Genomic DNA, 23,049 nt, shown 5'->3' on the forward strand with positions numbered 1-23,049 from the left:
CACCATGATCATCGTGACCGGAGCCACCGGAAAGCTCGGGCGTCAGATCGTCGAGAGGCTGCTGACGCGCCTACCGGCGGACCGGATCGGCGTCAGCGTCCGCGACCCGCAGAAGGCGAAGACGTTCGCGGACCGTGGCGTGCGGGTGCGGCAGGGCAGCTTCACCGACCCCGACAGCCTCGCCCACGCCTTCGAGGGCGCCTCCCAGGTACTCATCGTCTCCGTCGACAAGATGGGCGAGGAGTGCGTGCGGCAGCACCGCGCCGCGATCGACGGGGCGGTAGCGGCGGGCGTCGGGCGCATCCTCTACACCAGCCAGATGGGCGCCGGCCACGCCTCGCACTTCCAGGCCTGCCGCGACCACGCCGCCACCGAGGACGCGTTGCGCGCCTCCGGCATACCGTTCACCTCCCTGCGCAACGGCTTCTACGCCGCCAGCGCGGTGCAGTTCGCCGCCCAGGGTCTGGAGTCCGGTGACATCGCGCTCCCCGCGGACGGACCGGTGGCCTGGACCACGCACGCCGACCTCGCGGACGCGGCGGCGGCCATCCTGGCCGACGAGGGCCGCTTCGACGGGCCCACACCGCCGCTCACCGGGACCCAGGCGCTCACGTTCGACGACATCGCGGGCATCGCCGCCGGGATCACGGGCCGCACCACCACCAGGACCACCGTGCCCGACGCCGAATTTCGGGAACAGCTGGTGGGCCACGGCGCCCCCGCGGAGGTCGCGGACCAGCTGCTCGGCATCTTCGCGGCCGCCCGCGCCGGTGAATTCGCCGCGGTCGACCCGACGCTGGCCGAACTGCTCGGGCGGGAGCCCATTGGCATGGGCACCGTGCTGCGCGAGCAGATGGCCGGCGACAACAGCGGTCAGTAGGGGCGGGGCCGGGCCGCCGGACCGGGGTGCCTGAACGGTCCGTCCAGAGCTGCCCACTGGAGCAGCATGATGGTCTTGGCATCTGCGATGTCCCCGCTGCGGATCATCGCGAGCGCCTCGTCGAAGGGGAGCTCCACGGTCGCGATGTCCTCGCCCTCCTCCGCGACCCCGTACCCGCCGGTCACCGTGGCCACCTCGGCGTCCGTGGTCACCTTGGCATCCGTGATCACCGTGGCTACCTCGGCACCCGTGATCACGTTGGCCACCGTGGACACCTTGGTCACCTTGGTCACCTTGGTCACGGAATCGTAGGGGGCGGCGTAGAAATGCAGGCGCTCGGTGACCGACCCCGGGCTCATGTAGACGGTGAACACCGGCTCGGGGGCTCCGATGACGTGTCCGGTCTCCTCGGCCGCCTCCCGGCGAATGGCCTCCTCCGGGGCATCACCGTCCAGCAGCCCGGCAGCCGCCTCGATCAGCATCCCGTCGGGGTGCCCGTTCACGTACGCGGGCAGGCGGAACTGACGGGTGAGCAGCACGGTGCGGCGTTCGGCGTTGTGGAGCAGGACCGTGGCGCCGTCGCCCCGGTCGTACGTCTCGCGCTGCTCCCGGCTCCAATGCCCGTCACTGTGCTGGTAGTCGAAGGTCGTCCTGCGCAGGACGTACCAGTCGCAGGAGAGCACGTCCACCTCCCTGACGCGCACCCTCGGGTTCCCGGTCAGGTCCCGGCCGTGCCGGTCCAGGCCTGTGCGCCCGCGCCGGTCCGGGGTGTCCAGGCCGGCGGTCACCGCGCGGCCGGGATGTCGTCGATGCCGGTGTAGACGTCCAGGCCCAGGCCCTGGGCCGTCGTCACCATCCGGTCCGCGCCCTCCGAGGGGCCTCCGATGCGCAGTACGGCGTCGCAGCGCGCCAGCAGGCGCTCGGCGACGGGGTGGAAGATCTCCTGGAAGACCGGGTCGCCCGGCCCCGTGCTCCCCGCGGCCTCCACCAGCGGAAGGGCCAGTGCCTCGCCGGTGAGCGGCAGGTGGCCCGCGCGGAAGAGCGCCAGTGCGGTCAGGTTCATCGCGCGTACATGGGCGTCGAGCTTGACCGGGTCGTCCCCGGTACCCGAACGGTAGGGGCCGGCGACCAGGATCATCAGGGGGCGCGGGGCGGCAGTCATGACGGGTGCTCCTCGGAGTGGGCCGGGTTCAGGCCAGGGTGGTGCGGACGCCCTCGTCGCGCAGGGCCGTAAGGGTCTGGGGGCCGTTGGGATGGGTGGCCGGGTCCTCGGCCGCGGCGTCGGTGACGAAGTCGTCGACCGCGCCCAGCGGGGCGACCCGGCTGAACGCGCGCACCCCGAGCTTGGTCGCGTCCGCCACCGCGATCGTCCGGGTGGCTCCCGCGAGCGCGGACTGCTTGACCGCCGCGTCGTCCAGCGAGAACTCCGACCACCCGTACTCGGCGTGCACACCGCCGATGGACAGTACGAAGCAGTCGAAGGCCAGCGCCTCCAGTGTGCGCAGGGCGAGCGGCCCGACGAGGGACCGCTCGCCGGGACGGGACCGGCCGCCCACGACCAACAGGTCGATCCCGGGCCGGTCCGCCAAGCTCACCGCGGCTTGCAGGCTGAGGACCGCCACCGTGAGCGGGGCCCGTTCCGCGAGGTGCTCCGCGACGTGGACGGTGGTGGTGCCCGCGTCCAGCAGCACCCTGGAACCCGGCTCCACCATCGCGGCCACCGCCGCCCCGAGCCGGTCCTTGGTCGCGGCCTGCCATGGCTCGCGCGCCGAGAAACCCGCCCCTTCCTCACGGGACCGCGTGGCGACGGCACCTCCGTGCACCCGGCGCACCAGCCCCTGGCACTCAAGTGCGTCGAGGTCCCTGCGCACGGTCATTTCGGAGACCCCCAGTCGATGCGAGAGCTCCGACACGGAAACCCGGTCGGAGCCCTGCACCAGCCGCAAGGTCAGGTCAAGACGGTTGGCGACACCCATACCCTCATTTCTAACATAGTCATGTTCGTTTAAACATTCACCTGTGCGAGTTCGTGAGGTGACCGACCGTCGGGGCCACCGTGCCGAAGAGGTCCGCGACGGTGGTCAGGGCGGCGGCCTGGAGGGCGGCAGCAGGCAGTGCGCTGCCGTCCGGGGCGGGCAGCGAGCGGGTGGCGGTGGCCTCGGCCACGACCGTGGGCCGGTAACCGTGATTGAAGGCGCCCTGGGCGGTGAACGTGACGCACATGTGGGTCATGAACCCGGCCAGCACCAGCTCCGGACCGGCGCCCCGCTCCCGCAGGACCTTCTCCAGGTCCGTACCGCGGAAGGCGTCGGGGAACTGCTTGACGACGACCGGCTCACCCGCGACCGGGGCCACCTCCGAGCTGATGGCGCCGATCTCCGCGCGAATGTCGTACGGACCGCCCTCACCGCCGTCGTTGACGATGTGGATGACCGCCGCCCCCGCCTCACGGGCGGCGGCCAGCAGGCGTGCCCCGGCGGCCAGGGCCGGTTCGGCGCCTTCCAGCGCCATGACGCCGGTGCGGTAGGTGTTCTGGAAGTCGATCATGAGCAGGGTGGCCGAGCCGAGGCTCGGCAGCGTGTTGTCGAGGCCGATGACGTCGCGCAGGGTCGTGGAGACGCTCATTGCAGAAGGTTCCTTTCGGGCAGGGCTGTTCGGGCCGGGCGCGATCACGCGTCGGCCGAGCAGAGAAAGAGCAGGTCAGGCCGTGGTGCGGAAGCGGCGGCGGTAGGCGGCCGGGGTGGTGCTGATCTGCTTGCGGAACGCTCGGTGCAACGTCTCCACCGAGCCCAGACCGGCCGCCGCCGCGACCCGCTCCAGCGGCTCATCGGTGGCTTCGAGCAGTCGGCGCGCCGCCTCGACCCTGGCCGCTTCCACATACGCGGCCGGACTGGTGCCGGTCTCCTGATGGAAGACCCGGGCGAAGTGCCGCTCGCTCAGGCACATGCGTTCCGCCAGCGCGGGCGCCGAGAGGTCGGCGTCCAGGTGTCCGGTGATGAATACCCGCAGCTCGTCGATGTCCCGACGGCTCGCGGCCGGCCGGCTCAGCGGGACGCTGAACTGGCTCTGGCCGCCCTGCCGCCTGAGGTACATCACCAGCTGCCTGGCCACCACCAGTGCCAGTTCCTCGCTGTGGTCCTCCGCCACCAGCGCCAGCGCCAGGTCCATGCAGGTGCTGATGCCCGCACCCGTCCACACCTTGCCGGAGCGTACGAAGATCGGGTCGGGGTCCACCCGCACCTCGGGGTGGTCTGCCGCCAGCTGCGCGGCGGTCGACCAGTGAGTGGTCGCCCGCCGCCCGTCCAGGAGACCGGCGGCCGCCAGTACGTGCGCGCCCACGCACACCGACGCGATACGGCGGGCGTGCGGAGCCGTGTCCCGCACCCAGGCGACCACGTCGTCGTCGACCCGGGCCACCGGGCCTTCGGGGCGCATGTCGACGGCGCCGGGCACCAACAGGGTGTCCACCGCGCCCGCCACCTCCGCGAACGCCAGATCCGCCACGAGACGCACCCCCGCAGAGGTGACGACGGGGCCCCGCTCGGGGCCGGCCAGCCTGACCTCGTACCCCGCGTCGCCGCCGGTCTCCCGGTTGGCCAGGGCGAACACCTCGGCCGGACCGGTGACGTCGAGGAGGTCGACATCGGCGAAGACCGCGATCACCACGCGGTGGCTGCTGGAGGACATGCGTCCATCGTGACCGCCCGTACACACGGCCGCAATGACAGGTGTCTGTCACATTCGGACACCCACCCCGGACACCCACCCCGGACACCCGCCCGGGACACCCATCCCTGCCATCCACCCCGGACACCGGCCCGCGGGCAGGCCGCCGGACGAACCGCCCCTCAAGCATGCGTCGGGCCGTGGCGCGAGAACCTGCGAAGTGGCGAGCAGGCGACCGTAAACCCCTTGTTTCGGGTGGAGTTCGAGGATTATCTACGCGCGGAGCTACGGGTACCGAACGATCATTCGGGCAATTCCGACAGGTTCCCGCCTGCCTATTACCGACTGGTACCGATAGCTGCTACAACAGTTGACGCTCCATCAACCCCCCACCCACCCCCCACACTTCGGAGGGCTGACAGCTATGTCAGTACGGAGATTCTGGGCGTCCGCATCCACTCTGCTCCTCGCCGCCGCGGCCGCTCTGGGCATGGCCCAGCCGGCCTCGGCAACCTCCTCGGCCGCCGCCGGCGGGTACGTCGCTCTGGGCGACTCGTACTCGTCCGGCGTCGGAGCGGGGAACTACCTCTCCGACAGCGGTGACTGCCGGCGCAGCACCAACGCCTACGCCTACCTCTGGGCGGCGGCGAACTCACCGTCCTCGTTCGACTTCGTCGCCTGTTCGGGCGCCACCACGAGCTCGGTGGCGAGCGGCCAGCTCGGCCCGCTGAACTCGTCCACCTCCCTGGTCAGCGTGACCGCGGGCGGTAACGACGTCGGGTTCGCGGACGTCATGCAGGACTGCGTGCTGTCCGGCGAGTCCGCCTGCCTCTCCAGCGTGGCCTCTGCCGTGTCGCAGATGAACGGTTCACTGCCGGCCGGTCTGAGCTCGCTCTACGGGTCCATCCACTCGAAGGCCCCGCAGGCACGTGTCGTGGTGCTCGGCTACCCGCGCTTCTACCAGATCGGCGGAAGCTGCATCGCCGGGCTGACGGAAGCGGAGCGCACGGCCATCAACAACGCCTCCGACGTGCTGAACGACGTGATCGCCAAGCAGGCCGCCGACGCCGGATTCACCTTCTCCGGTGTCGCGGACGAGTTCACCGGGCACGAGCTGTGCTCCGGCGACCCGTGGCTCCACAGCGTCTCGATCCCCATCGAGAACTCCTATCACCCCAAGGCCGAGGGACAGTCGGGCGGCTATCTGCCCGCCTTCAGCTCGGCAGCGTAGGGCCCACGGGAAGCAGCGGCGCGGCAACGGCACAGGGGCCCCGGCTCCGAGGCCCTGCCGCGCCGCTGCCGTGCTCAGTACCGCTCGACGAGATGTTCCCCGGCCCTGTTCCCCCGCCCCTGTTCCCTCGCCCCGGCTCCGCCGGACACGGACTAGGGAAGCCGTTGCGGGCGGGTCGCCTTGATCGAGTACATCAGCGGGATGCGCGGCCGCTCCGTCGGGAAGCGGAAGCCGCCGTCCGGCTGCCGCTCCAGCACGGGAAAACGTGCGAAGAGTGAGGTGTCGTGCTCGTGCAGGAACTCGATCCGCAGCCCGGCGGCGGCCAGTGCCGAGACCACGCTGCCCACCGGGTGCTGCCATTCGACGCTGCGGTTGTGGACGGTCGGCGCGTCGAAGTCCGCGTACGTGCCCGGCGTCTCGTCCACCCAGGCTTCGCGGCTGAAGTAGTCGTGCACGATCCGTTCACCGGTCGCGTCGTCGAGGCAGTCGGTCAGCGGGTGGAACTCCGCGAGGTAGAGGAAACCCCCGGGCGCCACGAGCGAGGCCGCCGTCTCGGCCCAGCGGTCGATGTCCGGCAGCCAGTTCAGCGCGCCGATACCGGTGTAGACGATGTCGTACGAGGAGTCCGGGACGGCCTCCGCCGCGTCGTAGACGTCGGCGGCGACGAACGCCGCGCGGTCCGGGGCCAGGCCGATCTCCCGAGCGAGCGAGCGCGCGGTCTCGACGGCCGGCTCGGAGAAGTCGAGGCCGACGACCTGGGCGGCGCCGTGCCGGGCCCAGGAGAGGGTGTCGAGCCCGATGTGGCACTGGAGGTGGAGCAGCGACCGGCCCGTCACGTCCCCGACCTCCGCCAGCTCGAAGGCCCGCAGGGCGTCCTTGCCCGCGCGGAAGGAGTCCAGGTCGTAGAAGTCACTGCCGTAATGGATGGGCACACGTTCATCCCACATGGCGCGGTTGGCTTCGCGCCAGTCGGCGGGTATCGGTGTATGCATGCCCGCGAGGTTATCCACAGGCTGAGGACGGGGCGAACGAATTGTCGTCGTTCCGGCGCAGAATGGTGGGCATGACTGAGACCACTGGTTCGACGACCGATTCCGTTCCGGAGTGGGAGCAGCGTTTCCGGGCTCCCCGGGTGTCCCTGCCCGACTGGGCGGAGGACGCGCCGGACCGCGCGCTGTTCGTCTCCAACGCGACGGGGACGTACGAGCTGTACGCCTGGGACCGGGCCACCGGGGAACAGCGCCGGGTGACCGACCGCCCCAATGGGACGACCGACGGCACGCTGACGCCGGACGGCGAGGCCATCTGGTGGTTCAACGACACCGACGGCGACGAGTTCGGGGTGTGGATGCGCCGGCCGTTCAACGACGCCGGGGACGGCGAGGGTGCGAAGGACGAACCGGCGGTGCCCGGTCTTGAGGCCTCCTACCCCGCCGGGCTCGCGATCGGCCGGGACGGGACGGCGGTGGTAGGCCGTTCGACGGACGAGGACGGGACGACGGTCCACGTCGTACGGCCCGGTGCGGCCGAGCCCGTCGAGATCTACCGTCACCGCGAGTCGGCCGGGGTCGGTGACCTGTCGCACGACGGGACGCTGATCGCGCTGGAGCACACCGAGCACGGTGACGCGATGCACTCCGCGCTGCGCGTGGTGCGGCCGGACGGCAGCACGGTCGCGGAGCTGGACGACACCGAAGGGGGCACGAAGGAGCTGGGTCTCGCTGTTCTCGGCTTCGCCCCGGTGGCCGGGGACAGCCGGCTGCTGGTCGGGCATCAGCGGCGCGGCCGCTGGGAGCCGATGATCTGGGACCCGGTGGCGGGCACCGAGACGGACCTCGCCATCGAGCTGCCCGGCGATGTGGGGGCGGAGTGGTATCCGGATGGTTCCGCGCTGCTGATCGAGCACGGCTTCGAGGCCCGCAGCGAGCTGTGGAGGTACGGGCCGGCGGCGGGCGACGGCACCCTGGTGCGGGTGGAGACGCCCACCGGTTCGGTCTCCGGGGCCACCGCCCGCCCGGACGGCACGGTGGAGTACCTCTGGTCCTCGGCCGAGGAGCCGCCCGTCGTCCGGTCTACGAGCGGTGCGGTGGTGCTCGATCCGCCGGGTGCGAAGGCCCCGCGGTCCGTGCCCGTCGAGGACGTCTGGGTGGACGGGCCAGGGGGCCGGGTCCACGCACTCGTCCAGCGTCCCGCGGCCCCGGCGGAGGGGCCGTTCCCGACCGTCTTCGAGATCCACGGCGGCCCGACCTGGCACGACAGCGACGCCTTCGCGGGCGGGCCCGCAGCCTGGGTGGACCACGGCTACGCGGTCGTCCGGGTCAACTACCGCGGCTCGACCGGCTACGGGCGGGCCTGGACGGACGCGCTCAAGCACCGGATCGGCCTGATCGAGCTGGAGGACATCGCGGCGGTGCGGGAGTGGGCGGTGAAGTCGGGCCTCGCGGACCCGGCGAGGCTCGTCCTGGCCGGCGGCTCCTGGGGCGGCTACCTGACACTGCTCGGCCTCGGTACGCAGCCCGGCGACTGGGCCGTGGGCCTGGCCGCCGTCCCGGTCGCGGACTACGTCACGGCGTACCACGACGAGATGGAGGCGCTGAAGGCGATGGACCGCACCCTGCTGGGCGGGACGCCGGAGGAGGTGCCCGAGCGCTTCGAGGCCTCGTCGCCCCTGACGTACGTCGACGACGTACGGGCCCCGGTCTACATCTCGGCGGGCGTCAACGACCCGCGCTGCCCGATCCGCCAGGTGGAGAACTACGTGGACCGGCTGAAGAGCCGCGACGCGGTGCACGAGGTCTACCGCTACGACGCGGGTCACGGCTCCCTCGTCGTGGAGGAGCGGATCAAGCAGGTGCGCCTGGAGCTCGACTTCGCCGCCCGGCACCTGGGGCCGGTCGAAGGCCGCGCCGGACAGGGCTCCGGAGCCGCGTAGGGGCCGTATAAGGGGCGGCGCCACGGGTGCCCCCGCTCCGGGCGGCCGGAGCGGGGACCGTACCGTGGAGGGGTGTACCGGTTCCTGCTGACCCCGCGATGGTGGGGGATCAACCTCTTCGTCGTGCTGGCCATCCCGTTCTGCGTGTTCATGGGCACCTGGCAGCTCGGCCGCTTCGAGGACCGCGTGCAGACGCACGAGGCCGCCGAGAAGCAGCCCGCTCCGGGCACGAGGGCCGCCAAGCCGATCGATGAGCTGCTGCCCGTCGACACGGTGACCTCCGGCCGTCCCGCCACCGCGACCGGCCGGTACGCCGACCAGTTCCTGGTGCCCGGCCGGAAGCTGGACGACCGGACCGGCTTCTACGTCGTGGGCATGCTGCGCACCGACAGCGGCAAGGCGCTGCCCGTGGTGCGCGGCTGGCTCCCCGGGAAGGCCGGACACACCTCCGTGCCGCCCGCGCCGACCGGCGACGTCACCGTGACCGGCGACCTCCAGGCCTCGGAGAGCACGGGCACGGCCGGGGTCGACGCGAAGGGCGGGCTCCCCGACGGGCAGGTCGGCATGATCAGCGCCGCGTCGCTCGTCAACCTCGTGCCGTACGACGTGTACGACGCGTGGGTGACGCTCCAGCGGTCCGACGTCCGCACCGGCGGCGCGGAGACAGCGGGGAAGGGTGGAGAGGGCACATCCGCCGCCGCCCTGCGTCCCGTACCGGCCGCTGCGGCGCAGGGCACCGGGCTCGACCTGAAGGCCTTCCAGAATCTGGGCTACCTGTGCGAGTGGTTCGTCTTCGCGGCGTTCGTGCTCTTCATGTGGTTCCGGCTGGTCCGGCGCGAGGCCGAAGCCGTCCGCGACGTGCGCCTGGGCCTCGTCGCGGACCCGGACACCGCAGGCCCGGACCCGGACACCGCAGGCCCGGACCAGGAAGCGGCCCCGGACCAGGAAGCGTCCCCGGACCGAGAGGCCGGCACGCCCGCCGACGTCTGAACCACTCCCGCGACCACTCCTGCGACTACTCCTGCGGCTACTCCTGCGGCGAAGGCTCCAGCGCGCCCGTCCGGTAGATCGTGCCCGCGCAGGCATTGGCGATCTTCGTCTCCGCGACCGGCGCTCCCGGCTCCGCCGTGTGCTTCACGGCGACGCTGCCCTCCGCCTTCCCCGGCTCGTCCTCGCTGCCGAGCTGCGTGTCCGTACCCGTTTCGGTGTCCCCGGTCCCGCTGCCGCCCGTGCTGGACCCGGCCGAGCCCACCGCGCTGCCTGCCGCACCGTCCGTCGGGGTCGGTGAAGGTGAACCGCCGGTCGTCGGACAGGTGTCCTCCGGAACCCAGGCGAACTGCACCTCGTACGCCATCTCCGGCGCCAGCAGCACCGTCGCCTCCTCCTCCGCGGGATCGGGCAGCCCCGACGCGGCGTCCCCCTGGGTGTGCCGGACGACCGCGATCTTGGCCGGGTCCGCCGCGCCCATCGCCTCGAAGCCCACCGTGCCGCCGCTGCTCACCGAGCAGTCCTTGCCGGAGACATTGGCGATCCGGAACGTTCCGTACACCGTGCCGTCGGCGCCGGTCGCGCCGGTCCTGGCGGAGGCGACCCCGAGCTGGTCGGGCGAGCAGACCGGCATATCCGCGGCAACGCTGGCCCTCGGATCGGCCGAACTGCCGACCGCCGTGCCCTCCACACCCTGGCCGCTGCTGGCGGACGGGCTGGCCGAGGTGTCCGGGACACCGCCTGCGCCGGTGTCCTTGTGCCCCTCGCTCCCACCGCCGTCGTCCGCACCGCCGGAGCCCGGACCCGGCTCCTCGCCGCTGCCGCCATGCGCCTGCTCGCCGTGACCGGCGATCGCGGGGCCGGCGGCGTTCGACCCCTCGGAGTGCGCGACATGGAGGAACGCGGGGATCGCGGTGCCGATGAGCAGGGCCGCCGCCGCCGCGCCCACGAGCGCCTGCCGCCGCCGGGCCCGACGGGCGGGCACCGCGCGGTACAGGTGGTCAAGGGTGCCGTCGCGGGGTTCGAGACCCTGCACGGCGCCGCGCATCATCCGGCGCAGGGCGTCCTCGTCGGCATCCGCACCCATGCCGGTGCCGGCACCGATGCCGGCTCCGGCTCCGAAGAGGGCAGCCAGCGGGTCGCGGTCCGTACCCGGGGTGCTGTCCGGGGTGTTTCCCGGAGTGCTGTCCGGCCCGTGATTCACAATTCCGTTTCCAGTCCGGTCATTCCGATGTCCGAATGAGGGCCCGTGCCGGTGTCCGTGCTCGTGGCCGTCGCGCCGGCTCATGCCTGCGCCTCCATCACCACGCGCAGCGCCGCGATGCCGCGGGAACCGTACGCCTTCACCGAGCCCAGGGATATCCCCAGGGTCGTGGCGACCTGAGCCTCGGTCATGTCCGCGAAGTAGCGCAGCACCAGCACCTCCCGCTGGCGCCGTTGCAGCCCCCGCATCGCCTTGATCAGCGCGTCCCGCTCCAGCTGGTCGTACGCCCCCTCCTCCGCGCTCGCCATGTCCGGCATGGGCTTCGAGAGCAGCTTCAGCCCGAGGATGCGGCGGCGAAGTGCGGAGCGGGAGAGGTTGACGACGGTCTGGCGCAGGTACGCGAGTGTCTTCTCGGGCTCCCGTACCCGGTTGCGCGCCGAATGCACGCGGATGAACGCCTCCTGCACGACGTCCTCACAGGACGCCGTGTCGTCCAGGAGCAGGGCCGCGAGGCCGAGCAGCGAACGGTAGTGGGCGCGATAGGTTTCGGTGAGATGGTCAACTGTAGTTCCGGCCGCCACGCTGTCTTCAGCGCCCTCGCGCTGTGACGGCAGCCCCGCCTGGCGCGCGGCGGGCATGGGCGCGATCACCGGCATGCCGCCGGGCGTACGGGGCCGTCTGAGCGGCCGCACCGAAGCGCCGCGCAAGGGGCCCACCACTGTGATATCGAGTACCTCTGCCACGCCAGTTGGACACGTTTCCCCCCGTCAGGGTTGTACGCATACGGCACCGCGTTTGACACCATGCGATATGCCTTCATACGTAACCGCTCTTCCCCAAATACCCCGAATGTGCGCCCCGCCGCGCAAGAAGTGACGGTTTAGACGCGTGCTGCCCGACCGGCGGTTGCAGCGGGCCGAAAGGTCATCGTCGGACACCGCTACGTCCCAGCTCAAGAGGTTCAGACCAGCAACTTGCTCACAGGTGCTTCACAGACCGTACAAAACAGGTTCGATCAGGACCGGGAAATTCAGGACGCGGGGAATTCGGCTGCCACGGCCTCGGCGATCTGCGCCACGTTGAGCGCGGCGCCCTTGCGGAGGTTGTCGCCGCAGACGAAGAGCTCCAGCGCCGTCGGCTCGTCCATCGACCGGCGGACCCGGCCGACCCAGGTCGGATCGGTGCCCACCACGTCGGACGGGGTCGGGAAGTCACCCGCGCCGGGGCTGTCGTACAGCACCACGCCGGGAGCGGTCGCCAGGATCTCGTGCGCCCGGTCGACCGTGACCTCGTTCTCGAAGCGGGCGTGCACGGACATCGAGTGGGTGGTGAGCACGGGGACGTACACACAGGTCGCCGTCACTCGCAGGCTCGGCAGATCGAGGATCTTGCGGCACTCGTCGCGGATCGCCAGCTCCTCGGACGACCAGCCTTCCCCGGCATCCGCCCCGGCCCACGGCACGACGTTGAGGGCGACGGGTGCGGCGAACGGGCCGCCGTGCGTGTCCCCCACGACCCGCCGTACGTCACCCGGCTTCGTGCCCAGCTCGCTGCCGGCCACCAGCGACAGCTGCTCGCGCAGGGCGGCGACGCCGTCGCGCCCCACCCCGCTCACTGCCTGGTACGAGGACACCACGAGTTCCCGCAGCCCGAATTCGGCGTGCAGCGCGCCGACCGCGACGATCAGGGCCAGCGTCGTGGAGTTCGGGCTCGCGACGATGCCGCGCTGTCTGATCCGGGCGGCGTGGGGGTTGATCTCGGGGACGACGAGCGGAACGTCGCCATCCATCCGGAAGGCCGCGGAGTCGTCGATGACGACCGCGCCCCTGGACGCGGCGAGCGGCGCCCACCGTTCGGACACCGCGTCGGGTGTCAGGAACAGCGCCACGTCCACGTCGTCGAAGATGTCCTCGGAGAGTTCGAGGACCTCGGTCTCCTCACCGCGCACGACCAGCTTGCCGCCGGCCGAGCGCGGTGAGGCGATGAGCTTCACCTCGCCCCAGATATCCGCGTGTTCGGAAAGGATCTGGAGCATGACGCCGCCGATCGCACCGGTCGCGCCGACGACCGCGAGCGAAGGGCGGCGCGCGGTCATCGGCCGGTGCCCCCGTACACGACTGCCTCGTCGGAGTCGCTGTCGAGGCCGAAGGCGGTGTGCACGGCGCGCACGGCCTCGTTGACGTCGTCGGCGCGGGTGACCACCGAGATGCGGATCTCGGAGGTCGAGATCAGCTCGATGTTCACACCGACGTTGGACAGCGCCTCGAAGAAGCCCGCGGTGACGCCCGGGTTGGTCTTCATCCCGGCGCCGACCAGGGAGATCTTCGCGATCTGGTCGTCGTAGCGCAGCGACTCGAAGCCGATGCCGCCGCGGTTGCGCTCCAGCGCGTCGATGGCCTTGCGGCCCTCCGTCTTCGGGAGCGTGAACGTGATGTCGGTCAGACCGGTCGACGCGGCGGAGACGTTCTGCACCACCATGTCCATGTTGATCTCGGCGTCCGCGATCGCGCGAAAGATCGCCGCCGCCTCGCCCGGCTTGTCGGGCACACCGACGACGGTGACCTTGGCCTCGGAGACGTCATGGGCGACTCCGGAGATGATCGCGTGCTCCACCTGCTGGTCCCCTAGCGGCTCGTTGCTGACCCAGGTTCCGCGCAGTCCCGAGAAGGACGAGCGGACGTGGATCGGGATGTTGTAACGGCGTGCGTATTCCACGCACCGGTGCAGCAGCACCTTGGAGCCGGACGCGGCCAGCTCCAGCATGTCCTCGAAGGAGATCCAGTCGATCTTCTGGGCCTTCTTGACGACCCGCGGGTCGGCGGTGAAGACACCGTCCACATCGGTATAGATCTCACAGACCTCGGCGTCCAGCGCGGCGGCGAGGGCCACTGCGGTGGTGTCGGACCCGCCGCGACCCAGGGTGGTGATGTTCTTGCCCTCCTGGCTCACCCCCTGGAACCCGGCGACGATGGCGATGTTGCCCTCGTCGATCGAGGTCCGGATGCGGCCCGGCGTGACGTCGATGATCCGCGCTTTGTTGTGGACCGAGTCGGTGATGACACCGGCCTGGCTGCCCGTGAACGACTGGGCCTCGTGGCCCAGGTTCTTGATCGCCATGGCGAGCAGCGCCATGGAGATCCGCTCTCCGGCGGTCAGCAGCATGTCGAACTCTCGCCCGGCGGGCATCGGTGACACCTGCTCCGCGAGATCGATCAGCTCGTCCGTCGTGTCGCCCATCGCTGACACCACGACAACCACCTGGTTGCCGTTCTTCTTGGCATCGACGACTCGCTTGGCGACGCGCTTGATGCCCTCGGCATCGGCTACGGAGGAACCCCCGTACTTCTGCACGACAAGGCCCACGTGCGCTCCTCGCTCAATCCATTGCTGTCGGCTCAGTTTAACGAGCAGTCCGGAAACGCCTCGCTGATATCAGATGCTGAGATGTCCCGCTCAGCACGTGATCACCGACGCGTCGTTCCGAACTGCTCGTACGAGGCTGCTGCCCGACGATCGGCAGGGCACTCCCGGATGTGTCCCAGCCCACACATTCGGGGCTCCTGATGGGGTGCCCGCCCGAAAAGGAGCCTCCGCTACCTGACCGGACGCAGCCCCAGCGGGCCCGCGATCTCCTCGGCCATCACGCGGCCCGCCTCCTCGGCCAGGTCGTCGTCGCCGGCGTCCTGGTCGGTGTCCAGGCCGTCGAGGGCCTGGAGGGGCTGGTTCAGGCGGATGTGCGCGATCAGGGACTGGAGGGCGCGCAGGGCGGCGGAGGCGGTGGAGCCCCAGTTGGAGAAGTAGGAGAACTGCCACCACCACAGGGCCTCCGTGGTGCGGTCCTCCTCGTAGTGGGCCAGGCCGTGGCGCAGGTCCGTGACCAGGTCGGCCAGGTCGTCGGAGATGCGGGCCGGGACCGGGGCCTTGCGGGGCTCGTACGGGTCGAAGACCTCGGAGTAGACGTCGATCGGCTCCAGCAGGACCGCGAAGCGCTCGCGCAGGCCGTCCGCGTCCGGCTCCGCGCCGAGGTCCGGCTCGTAGCGCTCGTCCGGGAGGATGTCCTCGTACGCGCCCAGCCGGCCGCCCGCGAGGAGGAGCTGGGAGACCTGGAGCAGCAGCACCGGAACGGCTTCTTCCGGCTCCTCGACCTTGGACACCTCGGTGACCGCGACGATGAACGTCTTGATCTGGTCGGCGATCTGGACCGCGAAGTCGTCGGGGTCCTGGGTGACAGTGTTCAGCGTGGCGTCAGACATCGAGGAGACCTCCCGTGGGCACGGTCGCAGGCGGTGGGTTGAACATAGTCGCGCTGAACGTAAAGCCGTCGTGAAGGGCCGGGCCGGTGTCAGACATCGAGCAGACGCCTCCCCTCGAAGGCGCGGCCGAGCGTGACCTCGTCCGCGTACTCCAGGTCGCCGCCCACCGGGAGACCGCTGGCCAGCCGGGTGACCCGCAGGCCCATCGGCTTGATCATCCGCGCCAGGTATGTCGCGGTGGCCTCGCCCTCCAGGTTGGGGTCGGTCGCCAGGATCAGCTCGGTGATGGAGCCGTCGGCCAGCCGGGCCAGCAGCTCGCGGATGCGCAGATCGTCCGGACCGACGCCCTCGATGGGGCTGATCGCCCCGCCGAGTACGTGGTACCGGCCCCGGAACTCCCGGGTCCGCTCGATCGCGACGACGTCCTTCGGCTCCTCCACGACGCAGATGACCGTCAGGTCGCGGCGCGGGTCGCGGCAGATCCCGCACTGCTCCTGCTGCGCGACGTTGCCGCAGATCGCGCAGAAGCGGACCTTGTCCTTGACCTCAAGGAGGGCGTGGGCCAGGCGGCGCACATCCGTGGGCTCCGCCTGGAGGATGTGGAAGGCGATCCGCTGCGCGCTCTTGGGACCGACGCCGGGCAACCTGCCCAACTCGTCGATGAGGTCCTGAACCACGCCTTCGTACAACGGAGAGCCTTTCCTGCCGCCTGGTCGGCCGCGTCGTGGTACGTACCGTAGGGGGTGCGTGCCGTCTGGGGTAGGTACTCGGGCATGCTCTCGCCGTGCCCTTGGCCGGAAGTGTCAGAAGGGGAGGCCGGGCATGCCGCCCAGGCCCTGGGCCAGCGGGCCCAGCTTCTGCTGCTGGAGCGCCTGGGCGTTCTCGTTCGCCGCCTGGACCGCCGCGACGACGAGGTCCGCGAGCGTCTCGGTGTCCTCCGGGTCCACCGCCTTCGGGTCGATCACCAGGCCGCGCAGCTCGCCGGAGCCGTTGACGGTCGCCTTGACGAGACCGCCGCCCGCCTGGCCGTCGACCTCGGTCCTGGCCAGTTCCTCCTGGGCCTCCGCGAGGTCCTGCTGCATCTTCTGGGCCTGCTGCAGCAACTGCTGCATATTGGGCTGACCACCACCGGGAATCACGGTCACTCCAGGCATTTCGACGACAAATGTTTCGGTACGCCGAGCCTACGTTGTCCCCGGGCGGCGCGCTCCACCCACTGACGAGCAACTCTTTCGAGTGAGATCGAGTCAGTGCAGGCAGGACTCCTATACCTGATCACAGGCCCCGCACACCCGGGAATACCGCGATTCCGACCCCGCGGCCCACCATTCGGCGGTAGGAAGGGCATGCGTCCCGGTACGCGCACGTGCACCGGCCGTCACGCAAGGTTACGCATGGGGCACTGCCGGTCGCAGCGAACGTCAGTGAGCAGAGGGCAGAGATCCGCCCATCGTCGAGGACGCGGTCGACATCACGCGTCGCAATGCAGCATGCAGAGGAGTACCCCGGTGAGTCAGCCGGAGATGCAGCCCGAAGGGCCGCCCCGCAACGATTCCGGTGTGCCCGGTCCGGCCGGTTCCGCCGCTCCTGCCGGTACGGGCTCCGGCGCACCGGGCCGGGATCTGACCGGTACGCCCTTCCCGCTCGGCGACTGGGGCGAACCCGCCCAGCGGCTCGACGAGCTGTACCGCTGGATCGAGGCCGACGCGCTGCGCACCGCCGACTGGTATCTGGGCGACCGGGTGTGGAAGCGGCGCGCGGCCAGGGTGCTGCGGATGGGGACCGCGGTCGGCGCGGTGGCGGGCGCCGCGCTGCCGCTGCTCGATCTGACGGGGGCGCTGCACGGCGCCGCGGGCTGGGGCTATCTGTCGCTGCTGCTGGGCGCCGCGTGCATGGCGTGCGACCGGTACTTCGGCCTGACCTCCGGCTGGATAAGGAATCTCGCCACGGCGCAGGCCGTGCAGCGCAGGCTCCAGGTGCTCCAGTTCGACTGGGCCTCGGAGTGCGTACGGGAGGTGCTCGGCCCGACCGAGGGGACGGCGAGCGAGGCCGCCGAGCGGTGCCTCGGTGTGCTGCGGCGGTTCTCGGAGGACGTCACGGAGCTCGTCCGCTCCGAGACGGCGGACTGGATGGTGGAGTTCCGGGCAGGTCCCGCGCCGATGGGGATGCAGGCGCTGGTGTCCGGCGGCACGGGCGGCGGGCGGGCGGAGCCGGGTGCGCAGCCGAGGTTCCCGTTGCAGTCGATGGGCCGGCCGAACATGCCCCGGCAGCGCCCGCCGGAGTCCCCGCGATGACCGGGTGACCGGGTGACCGGGTGACCGGTGCGGGGCTCCGGCGGGCGTCTCGTCCGTCAGCTGAAGATGATCATCGAGCCCTGGGCGAGACTGCGGGTGACCGCCGCGTGCAGGCCGAGCCAGACGTGGCGTTCCCGGGCGAACGGGTTTTCGTCGTACGGGATCGGGACCGCCGGTTCCTCCAGCTCTGTGGGGGCGGCGGGCGGCAGCGGGGCGGCCGGTGGATTGGCCGGATCGATACCGATGGACGGGGCGACGAACTCCAGCTCCCTGAGCAGCCCGTGCGCGGAGCCGAGCGGGCCGCCGCCCGCCAGCAGATCGTCGCTGGAGATCGGGTACGCGAAGTCCAGGGGGACGTACGCGCCCGCGTGGTCGTAATGCCACACCAGATGCGACTGCAGGGCCGTCGGCTCGAACATCTCCAGCAACTGCTCGTAGTCGCCGCCCAGTTCGTCCACGGGTGTGACGGCGAGGCCGCTGATCTGGAGCAGGTAGGCGCGGCGCAGGAAGTGCAGGGCGTCGTAGTCGAAGCCCGCGACCGGGGCCACGTCTCCGGTCAGGCCCGGCATATAGGCGTAGACGGGTACGGGCGGCAGCCCCGCCGCGCCCAGCGCCTGGTCGAAGACGGCGATCTCTTCGGCGAAGGGGTTGTCGGGGCTGTGGCACAGCACATCGACGAGGGGGACCAGCCACAGGTCACAGGCCACGAAGTCTCGCTCTCCAACGGGTGCGTGTGATGGTCGGGACAGCGTAATTCCGGACAGCGTAATGCGGTCGCCACGTCGCGGACAGTGGTCCCCCATGAGCGACTTCGGGGACCGGCGCCGCTCAGGCCTCCGGCACCGCCGGATCCGGGTCCTCTTCCGCCCCGGGCGGCCGCGGTGCGTGGTCGGGGCGGGCCGGGTCACCGGTCCCGAGGTGGTCCGGGTCCCCGGCCGCCAGCCGGTCCGCCCAGTTCAGCGCGTGGCCGTTGTAGTGGTCGACCACCGCGCGCAGCGCCTCGCGGTCCCGGAGGGTGACCGCGGCGACGAGGTCGGAGTGCCCCTGCCAGAGCCAGTCCCGTACGTCCGCGTCGCCGCGCAGGTACGGGACGGCGAACACCCAGGCCTGGACGCGCAGCCGGTGCAGGAAGTCACCGATGTACGCGTTGCCGGCGAGCGCGCCCAGCTCCCGCCAGAACCGCAGGTCGTAGCCGATCAGGATGTCCAGGTCACCGGCGCGGGCCGCGCGGGCGGCCTCCTCGGCCCGGCGGCGCACCGAGACGAGCGCCTCCCGGTACCTGGCCTGCCGTTCCGGGGACGGGGGCTGCTCGCGGAAGACGCCCCGGATCACCCCGTCCATGACCAGGGCGCGGGCCTCCACCATCGCCCGGTAGTCCGCGACGGAGAACTGGTGCACCCTGAATCCGCGGTGCTGATCCGATTCGAGCAGGCCCTGCGCGGAGAGGTCGAACAGCGCTTCGCGGACGGGCGTCGCGGAGACGCCGTACTGCTCCGCGATCTGCTTGACGGTGAATTCCCGGCCCGGCTGAAGACGCCCCGAGAGCACCTCGTCACGCAGCGCGTCCGCGATCTGCTGCCGCAGCGTACTGCGGGTGACAGCTCCGCTCGCGCGCATGAGCGCCCCTCCCCTGTTTCGGTTTCGGCCACCTTAGACCGAGCCCGCCGGCCGGGCCGGTGGGGAGGGGACGGGGGGAGAGGCGCTGCGCGCGGGCGGTGGTGCTACGCGGTGTACCCGTCGGCCACCTCCAGCGCGGCGTCCAGTGCCGCCAGGCCCTCCTTGGCCTCGGTCTCCGTGACGTTGCAGGCCGGCACGGCATGGGTGCGGTTCATGTTGATGAAGGGCCACAGGCCGTGCTTCTTGGCCGCCGCCCCGAAGGCCGCCATCGGGGCGTTGGCGGCGCCGGTCGCGTTGTACGGGACGAGCGGCTCGCGGGTCTCCTTGTCGCGGACCAGCTCCAGCGCCCAGAACGCGCCGAGTCCGCGGACCTCACCGACGCAGGGGTGGTTGGCGGCGAGCTCGCGCAGACCGGGGCCGAGGACCGTCTCCCCGATGTGGGCGGCGTTCTCGATGACCTTCTCGTCCTCCATCACGTGGATGGTGGCGACGGCCGCCGCGCAGGCCAGCGGGTGACCGGAGTAGGTCAGCCCGCCCGGGTAGGGGCGGGTGTCGAAGGTGGCGGCGATCTCGGCGGAGATGGCGACGCCGCCGAGCGGTACGTAACCGGAGTTGACGCCCTTGGCGAAGGTCATCAGGTCGGGGGTGACGTCGAAGTGGTCGGCGGCGAACCACTTGCCGGTGCGCCCGAAGCCCGCCATCACCTCGTCGAGGACGAAGACGATCCCGTACCGGTCGCAGATCTCGCGGACACCGGCGAGGTAGCCCGGCGGCGGGGTCATGATGCCGGCCGTGCCCGGGATGGTCTCCAGGATGATCGCGGCGATGGTCGAGGGGCCCTCGTAGGCGAGGGTGTCCTCCAGGTGCTGGAGTGCGCGGGCGCACTCCTCCGCCTCTGTCTGCGCGTAGAACGGCGAGCGGTAGAGGAACGGGGCCCAGAACCGGACGACGCCGGCGGAGCCGTTGTCCGACGCCCAGCGGCGCGGGTCGCCGGTCAGGTTGATCGCGGTGGAGGTGGCGCCGTGGTACGAGCGGTAGGCGGAGAGCACCTTGGTGCGGCCGGTGTGCAGCCGGGCCATCCGGACGGCGTTCTCTACGGCCTCCGCACCGCCGTTGGTGAAGAAGATCTTGTCCAGGTCGCCCGGTGTGCGCTCCGCGATCAGGCGGGCCGCCTCCGAGCGCGACTCGATCGCGAAGGCGGGCGCGAAGGTCGTCATCCGCCCCGCCTGCTCCTGGATCGCGGCGACGACGGTGGGGTGCTGGTAGCCGATGTTGGTGTAGACGAGACCGCTGGTGAAGTCCAGGTAGCGGTTGCCGTCGTAGTCCCAGAAGTACGCCCCCTCGGCGCCGGCGACGGCGAGCGGGTCGATCAGGCCCTGGGCGGACCAGGAGTGGAACACGTGCGCGCGGTCGGCGGCCTTCACGGCCGCGCCGGCGGCGGGGTCAGCGGCGGCATGACGGGGATGAGGGGTCATACGGCGAGCGTAGGCATCGTCGGGCACGGCCCGGTATGGCCACCTTGTATATGGAGGGGGGCGGGTGGTTCGGCAGGGTGTCGGGTCGCCGTGCGGCGAAGGGCCCCGGGGTCTTCGGTCCATGGACGCGGTGCACAGCCCGTCCTGATCCGGGCGAAAGGCCCTGACTCCGGGCACGGACCGGCCACCACCCCCCGCCGGGGCACCACCGCGCGGCTATTCTCGACCCGTTCGGCGTGTGGCCGTACGGGGGAGGACTGCACACCATGGAAAAGCTCGGCTCCGTAGATCCGCAACGCATCGGCGCCTACCGACTGCTGGGCAGGCTCGGCGCGGGCGGCATGGGGCAGGTCTATCTGGCCCGCTCGGACCGTGGGCGCACCGTCGCGATCAAGCTCGTACGCGAGGAGCTCGCCGAGCAGCAGGAGTTCCGCGACCGGTTCCGCCGGGAGGTGATGGCCGCTCGCCGCCTCGGCTCCAGCTGGACCGCCCCCGTGCTGGACGCCGACACCGACGCCAATGTGCCCTGGGTGGCCACCGGCTACGTCGCGGGCCCGTCCCTCCAGACCACCGTCTCCGGCCGCACGATCATCTCGGCGGGCCCCGCCCCCGGCGCGTTCGGGCCACTGCCGGAGCGCTCGGTCCACATCCTGGGCAACGGTCTCGCGCACGCCCTGCGGGCCATCCACACCGCCGGGCTCATCCACCGCGACCTCAAGCCGTCCAACATCCTGCTGACGATCGACGGGCCCCGGGTCATCGACTTCGGCATCGCACGGGCCCTCGACACCGTCACCGACGGCGGTCTCACCCGCACCGGGGCGCTGGTCGGCTCCCCCGGCTTCATGTCGCCGGAGCAGGTGCGGGGCGAGCCGGTGACGACGGCGTGCGACGTGTTCTGTCTGGGCTCGGTGCTGGCGTACGCGTCGACCGGGCGGCTCCCGTTCGGTGACTCGGCCAGCGGGGTGCACGCGATGCTGTTCCGGATCGCGCAGGAGGACCCGGACCTGACCGGGGTGCCGGTGGACCTGGTGGAGCTGATCCGGGACTGCCTGCGCAAGGACCCGGCGGCCAGACCGACGCCCGACGAGATATTGGACCGGCTGGCCGAGGACGACACCCCGGAACCCTGGCTCCCGGGCGCGCTCATCGCCCAACTCGGCCGGCACGCCGTGGAACTGCTCGACTCGGAAGACCCTGAAGACGCGACGGACGCGACGGACGCGGCGGACACGACGGGCGCGACGGGCGCGACGGGCGCGGCGGGCGCGGCGGGCGCGGCGGGCGCGGCGGGCGCGGTGGAGCCCACGGGGCAGGAGGAGCCGGGGAGGGCGGCGGAAGCGGCCGAAGCGGCCGAAGCGGCCGAGGCGGAGACCCGTGCGGACGCGGCGCCCGGTGCGCGCCCGGAGAGCCCGCAGGACGCGGCCCCGCAGACCGCCGTCCCACAGGGCCCCGTCCCGCAGAGCGCCGTCCCGCAGGAGACGCCGCCCCCGGCCCCGATACCGCCCACCGTGGCCGGCCCGCCGCAGCCCGCCCAGCCGTACCCGGCCGCGTATCCGACGGCGCCCCCGGCTCCGGGGTACGGAGCGACTCCCCCGCCGGGGTACGGAGCGACTCCCGCCCCGGGATACGGCTATCCGCAGCAATCCGACCCCGGACAGGGCCAGGCATACGGATACCCCCAGCAGCCGGCCCCCGCCCAGAACCAGGCGTACGGCTACCCGCAGCAGCAGAACCCGAGCCAAAACCAGAACCAGGCCCAGGCGTACGGCTACCCGCACCAGCAGAACCCGAGCCAAAACCAGAACCAGGCCCAGGCGTACGGCTATCCGCAGCAGCCCGATTCCGGCGCCACGCCCCCGTACGACCCCCGGTATCCCCACGGCACCCAGCCGCCCGCCGACGGGCCGGCCCGTCGGCGGACCGGCTCGACCATCGCTCTCGTGGCGATCGCGGTGCTCGTCGCGATAGGGGCCGGCGGCTCCGTCTACGCGCTGATGAGCGACAGCGGCGACGCCAAGGCCGCCCCGAAGCACTCCAGCACGCCTTCTCCCGCGAAGGGCTCCTCCGGGGCCAACTCCGGTTCCCCCGAGGGCAGCCAGGACCCTTCCCCCACCGACGACGGGGGGAACGGCGACGAGGACGGCATCCCCGACGGGTATCTGGGCACCTGGTCCACCGGCATCGACAACGCCGTCGGCCACTCCACCCGCCAACTCGTCATCCAGCAGGGCGGGGTCGGTGACACCGTCCTCAGCCTGACCGCGGAGGGCCCGACCGACACCGGCGGCACCTACCGCTGCGTCTTCCAGGCGGAACTGACGGACGTCGTCACCGGTGAGGCCCCGCTCCGGATCGGCCCCTCCAAGGTGACGCTCGGCGAGCCGATGTCGTCCTGCACACCGGGCGGCCCGACCACGCTCACCCTGCTCCCGGACGGCACCCTGAGCCGCGAGAACACGGACACGGGCGAGACCCTCACGTACACGAAGTCCGGCTGAGACCCGAAG

General features: G+C 71.4%; 22 protein-coding genes. 6 read left to right on the forward strand and 16 right to left on the reverse strand.

From position 1 onward, the window contains the following. Positions 1-4 precede the first annotated feature (4 nt). Positions 5-880 carry an NmrA family NAD(P)-binding protein gene (locus ACZ601_RS17640; RefSeq protein WP_469538663.1) on the forward strand — a complete coding sequence of 292 codons (876 nt, stop codon included), beginning with the start codon at positions 5-7 and terminating at the stop codon, positions 878-880. Here ACZ601_RS17640 and ACZ601_RS17645 read toward each other — a convergent pair. The 5 genes from ACZ601_RS17645 to ACZ601_RS17665 all read right to left on the reverse strand — a co-directional run bounded on the left by ACZ601_RS17645 (position 874) and on the right by ACZ601_RS17665 (position 4,567). Beyond that, positions 874-1,668 (reverse strand): NUDIX domain-containing protein, encoded by a 795-nt coding sequence (locus tag ACZ601_RS17645; protein ID WP_469538666.1) that lies wholly within the window; start codon positions 1,666-1,668, stop codon positions 874-876. The two genes, ACZ601_RS17640 and ACZ601_RS17645, sit on opposite strands and share 7 nt — an antisense overlap. Continuing rightward, complete coding sequence (locus tag ACZ601_RS17650; protein WP_469538668.1) at positions 1,665-2,042, reverse strand: DUF4406 domain-containing protein; 378 nt, start codon at positions 2,040-2,042, stop codon at positions 1,665-1,667. The genes ACZ601_RS17645 and ACZ601_RS17650 overlap by 4 nt, the downstream gene beginning before the upstream one ends. A gap of 28 nt (positions 2,043-2,070) precedes the next feature. After that, positions 2,071-2,856, reverse strand: coding sequence for a DeoR/GlpR family DNA-binding transcription regulator (locus ACZ601_RS17655; RefSeq protein WP_469538670.1), 786 nt, complete (start codon positions 2,854-2,856; stop codon positions 2,071-2,073). A 37-nt stretch (positions 2,857-2,893) separates the two neighbouring features. Next, positions 2,894-3,505: an isochorismatase family protein gene (locus tag ACZ601_RS17660; RefSeq protein ID WP_469538672.1), complete on the reverse strand. Its 612-nt coding sequence runs from the start codon at positions 3,503-3,505 to the stop codon at positions 2,894-2,896. A gap of 75 nt (positions 3,506-3,580) precedes the next feature. Continuing rightward, positions 3,581-4,567: a GlxA family transcriptional regulator gene (locus ACZ601_RS17665; protein ID WP_469538675.1), complete on the reverse strand. Its 987-nt coding sequence runs from the start codon at positions 4,565-4,567 to the stop codon at positions 3,581-3,583. Between the two features lie 403 nt (positions 4,568-4,970). Between ACZ601_RS17665 and ACZ601_RS17670 the strand changes: the two genes are divergently transcribed. Then, positions 4,971-5,777, forward strand: coding sequence for an SGNH/GDSL hydrolase family protein (locus tag ACZ601_RS17670; protein ID WP_469538678.1), 807 nt, complete (start codon positions 4,971-4,973; stop codon positions 5,775-5,777). 152 nt (positions 5,778-5,929) lie between these two features. Here ACZ601_RS17670 and ACZ601_RS17675 read toward each other — a convergent pair whose 3' ends face one another. Next, entirely contained in the window at positions 5,930-6,769 is an 840-nt protein-coding gene (locus ACZ601_RS17675) for a class I SAM-dependent methyltransferase (RefSeq protein ID WP_440576294.1), read from the reverse strand. A gap of 62 nt (positions 6,770-6,831) precedes the next feature. On the opposite strand from ACZ601_RS17675, the gene ACZ601_RS17680 reads away from it, so the two are divergent. Together ACZ601_RS17680 and ACZ601_RS17685 are read left to right on the forward strand one after the other, a co-directional pair. Further along, on the forward strand, positions 6,832-8,709 hold the full coding sequence (locus ACZ601_RS17680) for a S9 family peptidase (RefSeq protein ID WP_469538683.1): 1,878 nt from the start codon (positions 6,832-6,834) through the stop codon (positions 8,707-8,709). A gap of 72 nt (positions 8,710-8,781) precedes the next feature. Further along, a complete protein-coding gene (locus ACZ601_RS17685; protein ID WP_469538686.1) occupies positions 8,782-9,699 on the forward strand; it encodes an SURF1 family protein in 918 nt (305 codons plus the stop codon). A 37-nt stretch (positions 9,700-9,736) separates the two neighbouring features. Here the strand turns inward: ACZ601_RS17685 and ACZ601_RS17690 are convergent, their stop codons facing one another. The 7 genes from ACZ601_RS17690 to ACZ601_RS17720 form a co-directional block, all read right to left on the reverse strand. After that, complete coding sequence (locus ACZ601_RS17690) at positions 9,737-10,900, reverse strand: hypothetical protein (RefSeq protein ID WP_469538689.1); 1,164 nt, start codon at positions 10,898-10,900, stop codon at positions 9,737-9,739. Positions 10,901-10,980: 80 nt separating this feature from the next. Continuing rightward, positions 10,981-11,556, reverse strand: a complete 576-nt coding sequence (locus tag ACZ601_RS17695) for a SigE family RNA polymerase sigma factor (RefSeq protein WP_390088833.1) — start codon at positions 11,554-11,556, stop codon at positions 10,981-10,983. Between the two features lie 374 nt (positions 11,557-11,930). Then, positions 11,931-12,995 carry an aspartate-semialdehyde dehydrogenase gene (locus ACZ601_RS17700; protein WP_469538692.1) on the reverse strand — a complete coding sequence of 355 codons (1,065 nt, stop codon included), beginning with the start codon at positions 12,993-12,995 and terminating at the stop codon, positions 11,931-11,933. Then, the gene (locus ACZ601_RS17705; RefSeq protein ID WP_073733546.1) at positions 12,992-14,263 is read right to left on the reverse strand and encodes an aspartate kinase; all 1,272 of its coding nucleotides are present in this window, start codon (positions 14,261-14,263) and stop codon (positions 12,992-12,994) included. Before ACZ601_RS17705 ends, ACZ601_RS17700 begins: the two co-directional genes overlap by 4 nt. A gap of 230 nt (positions 14,264-14,493) precedes the next feature. Next, complete coding sequence (locus ACZ601_RS17710; protein ID WP_440576300.1) at positions 14,494-15,153, reverse strand: DUF5063 domain-containing protein; 660 nt, start codon at positions 15,151-15,153, stop codon at positions 14,494-14,496. A gap of 89 nt (positions 15,154-15,242) precedes the next feature. Next, on the reverse strand, positions 15,243-15,842 hold the full coding sequence (gene recR / locus ACZ601_RS17715) for a recombination mediator RecR (RefSeq protein WP_024492454.1): 600 nt from the start codon (positions 15,840-15,842) through the stop codon (positions 15,243-15,245). A 114-nt stretch (positions 15,843-15,956) separates the two neighbouring features. Beyond that, positions 15,957-16,292, reverse strand: coding sequence for a YbaB/EbfC family nucleoid-associated protein (locus ACZ601_RS17720; protein WP_311307800.1), 336 nt, complete (start codon positions 16,290-16,292; stop codon positions 15,957-15,959). A gap of 369 nt (positions 16,293-16,661) precedes the next feature. On the opposite strand from ACZ601_RS17720, the gene ACZ601_RS17725 reads away from it, so the two are divergent. Beyond that, a complete protein-coding gene (locus ACZ601_RS17725) occupies positions 16,662-17,447 on the forward strand; it encodes an SLATT domain-containing protein (protein WP_469538696.1) in 786 nt (261 codons plus the stop codon). 56 nt (positions 17,448-17,503) lie between these two features. Here ACZ601_RS17725 and ACZ601_RS17730 read toward each other — a convergent pair whose 3' ends face one another. The 3 genes from ACZ601_RS17730 to ACZ601_RS17740 form a co-directional block, all read right to left on the reverse strand. Further along, the gene (locus tag ACZ601_RS17730) at positions 17,504-18,154 is read right to left on the reverse strand and encodes a hypothetical protein (protein ID WP_440576301.1); all 651 of its coding nucleotides are present in this window, start codon (positions 18,152-18,154) and stop codon (positions 17,504-17,506) included. 121 nt (positions 18,155-18,275) lie between these two features. Further along, the gene (locus ACZ601_RS17735; RefSeq protein ID WP_469538699.1) at positions 18,276-19,064 is read right to left on the reverse strand and encodes a GntR family transcriptional regulator; all 789 of its coding nucleotides are present in this window, start codon (positions 19,062-19,064) and stop codon (positions 18,276-18,278) included. A gap of 104 nt (positions 19,065-19,168) precedes the next feature. Continuing rightward, entirely contained in the window at positions 19,169-20,539 is a 1,371-nt protein-coding gene (locus ACZ601_RS17740; RefSeq protein ID WP_469538702.1) for an aminotransferase class III-fold pyridoxal phosphate-dependent enzyme, read from the reverse strand. A 266-nt stretch (positions 20,540-20,805) separates the two neighbouring features. Here ACZ601_RS17740 and ACZ601_RS17745 point away from each other — a divergent pair, with 266 nt between their 5' ends. After that, complete coding sequence (locus ACZ601_RS17745; protein WP_469538705.1) at positions 20,806-23,040, forward strand: serine/threonine-protein kinase; 2,235 nt, start codon at positions 20,806-20,808, stop codon at positions 23,038-23,040. Positions 23,041-23,049: the final 9 nt, after the last annotated feature.

This window comes from Streptomyces sp. NPDC104307 (genome assembly GCF_055584045.1).

What these genes read in the sequence shown, in the direction of transcription:
- ACZ601_RS17640 (WP_469538663.1), top strand. Translation starts at nt 5, where the DNA reads ATGATCATCGTGACCGGAGCCACCGGAAAGCTCGGGCGTCAGATCGTC.
- ACZ601_RS17650 (WP_469538668.1), bottom strand. Translation starts at nt 2,042, where the DNA reads ATGACTGCCGCCCCGCGCCCCCTGATGATCCTGGTCGCCGGCCCCTAC.
- ACZ601_RS17655 (WP_469538670.1), bottom strand. Translation starts at nt 2,856, where the DNA reads ATGGGTGTCGCCAACCGTCTTGACCTGACCTTGCGGCTGGTGCAGGGC.
- ACZ601_RS17660 (WP_469538672.1), bottom strand. Translation starts at nt 3,505, where the DNA reads ATGAGCGTCTCCACGACCCTGCGCGACGTCATCGGCCTCGACAACACG.
- ACZ601_RS17665 (WP_469538675.1), bottom strand. Translation starts at nt 4,567, where the DNA reads ATGTCCTCCAGCAGCCACCGCGTGGTGATCGCGGTCTTCGCCGATGTC.
- ACZ601_RS17670 (WP_469538678.1), top strand. Translation starts at nt 4,971, where the DNA reads ATGTCAGTACGGAGATTCTGGGCGTCCGCATCCACTCTGCTCCTCGCC.
- ACZ601_RS17675 (WP_440576294.1), bottom strand. Translation starts at nt 6,769, where the DNA reads ATGCATACACCGATACCCGCCGACTGGCGCGAAGCCAACCGCGCCATG.
- ACZ601_RS17680 (WP_469538683.1), top strand. Translation starts at nt 6,832, where the DNA reads ATGGTGGGCATGACTGAGACCACTGGTTCGACGACCGATTCCGTTCCG.
- ACZ601_RS17695 (WP_390088833.1), bottom strand. Translation starts at nt 11,556, where the DNA reads ATGCCGGTGATCGCGCCCATGCCCGCCGCGCGCCAGGCGGGGCTGCCG.
- ACZ601_RS17700 (WP_469538692.1), bottom strand. Translation starts at nt 12,995, where the DNA reads ATGACCGCGCGCCGCCCTTCGCTCGCGGTCGTCGGCGCGACCGGTGCG.
- ACZ601_RS17710 (WP_440576300.1), bottom strand. Translation starts at nt 15,153, where the DNA reads ATGTCTGACGCCACGCTGAACACTGTCACCCAGGACCCCGACGACTTC.
- ACZ601_RS17735 (WP_469538699.1), bottom strand. Translation starts at nt 19,064, where the DNA reads ATGCGCGCGAGCGGAGCTGTCACCCGCAGTACGCTGCGGCAGCAGATC.
- ACZ601_RS17740 (WP_469538702.1), bottom strand. Translation starts at nt 20,539, where the DNA reads ATGACCCCTCATCCCCGTCATGCCGCCGCTGACCCCGCCGCCGGCGCG.
- ACZ601_RS17745 (WP_469538705.1), top strand. Translation starts at nt 20,806, where the DNA reads ATGGAAAAGCTCGGCTCCGTAGATCCGCAACGCATCGGCGCCTACCGA.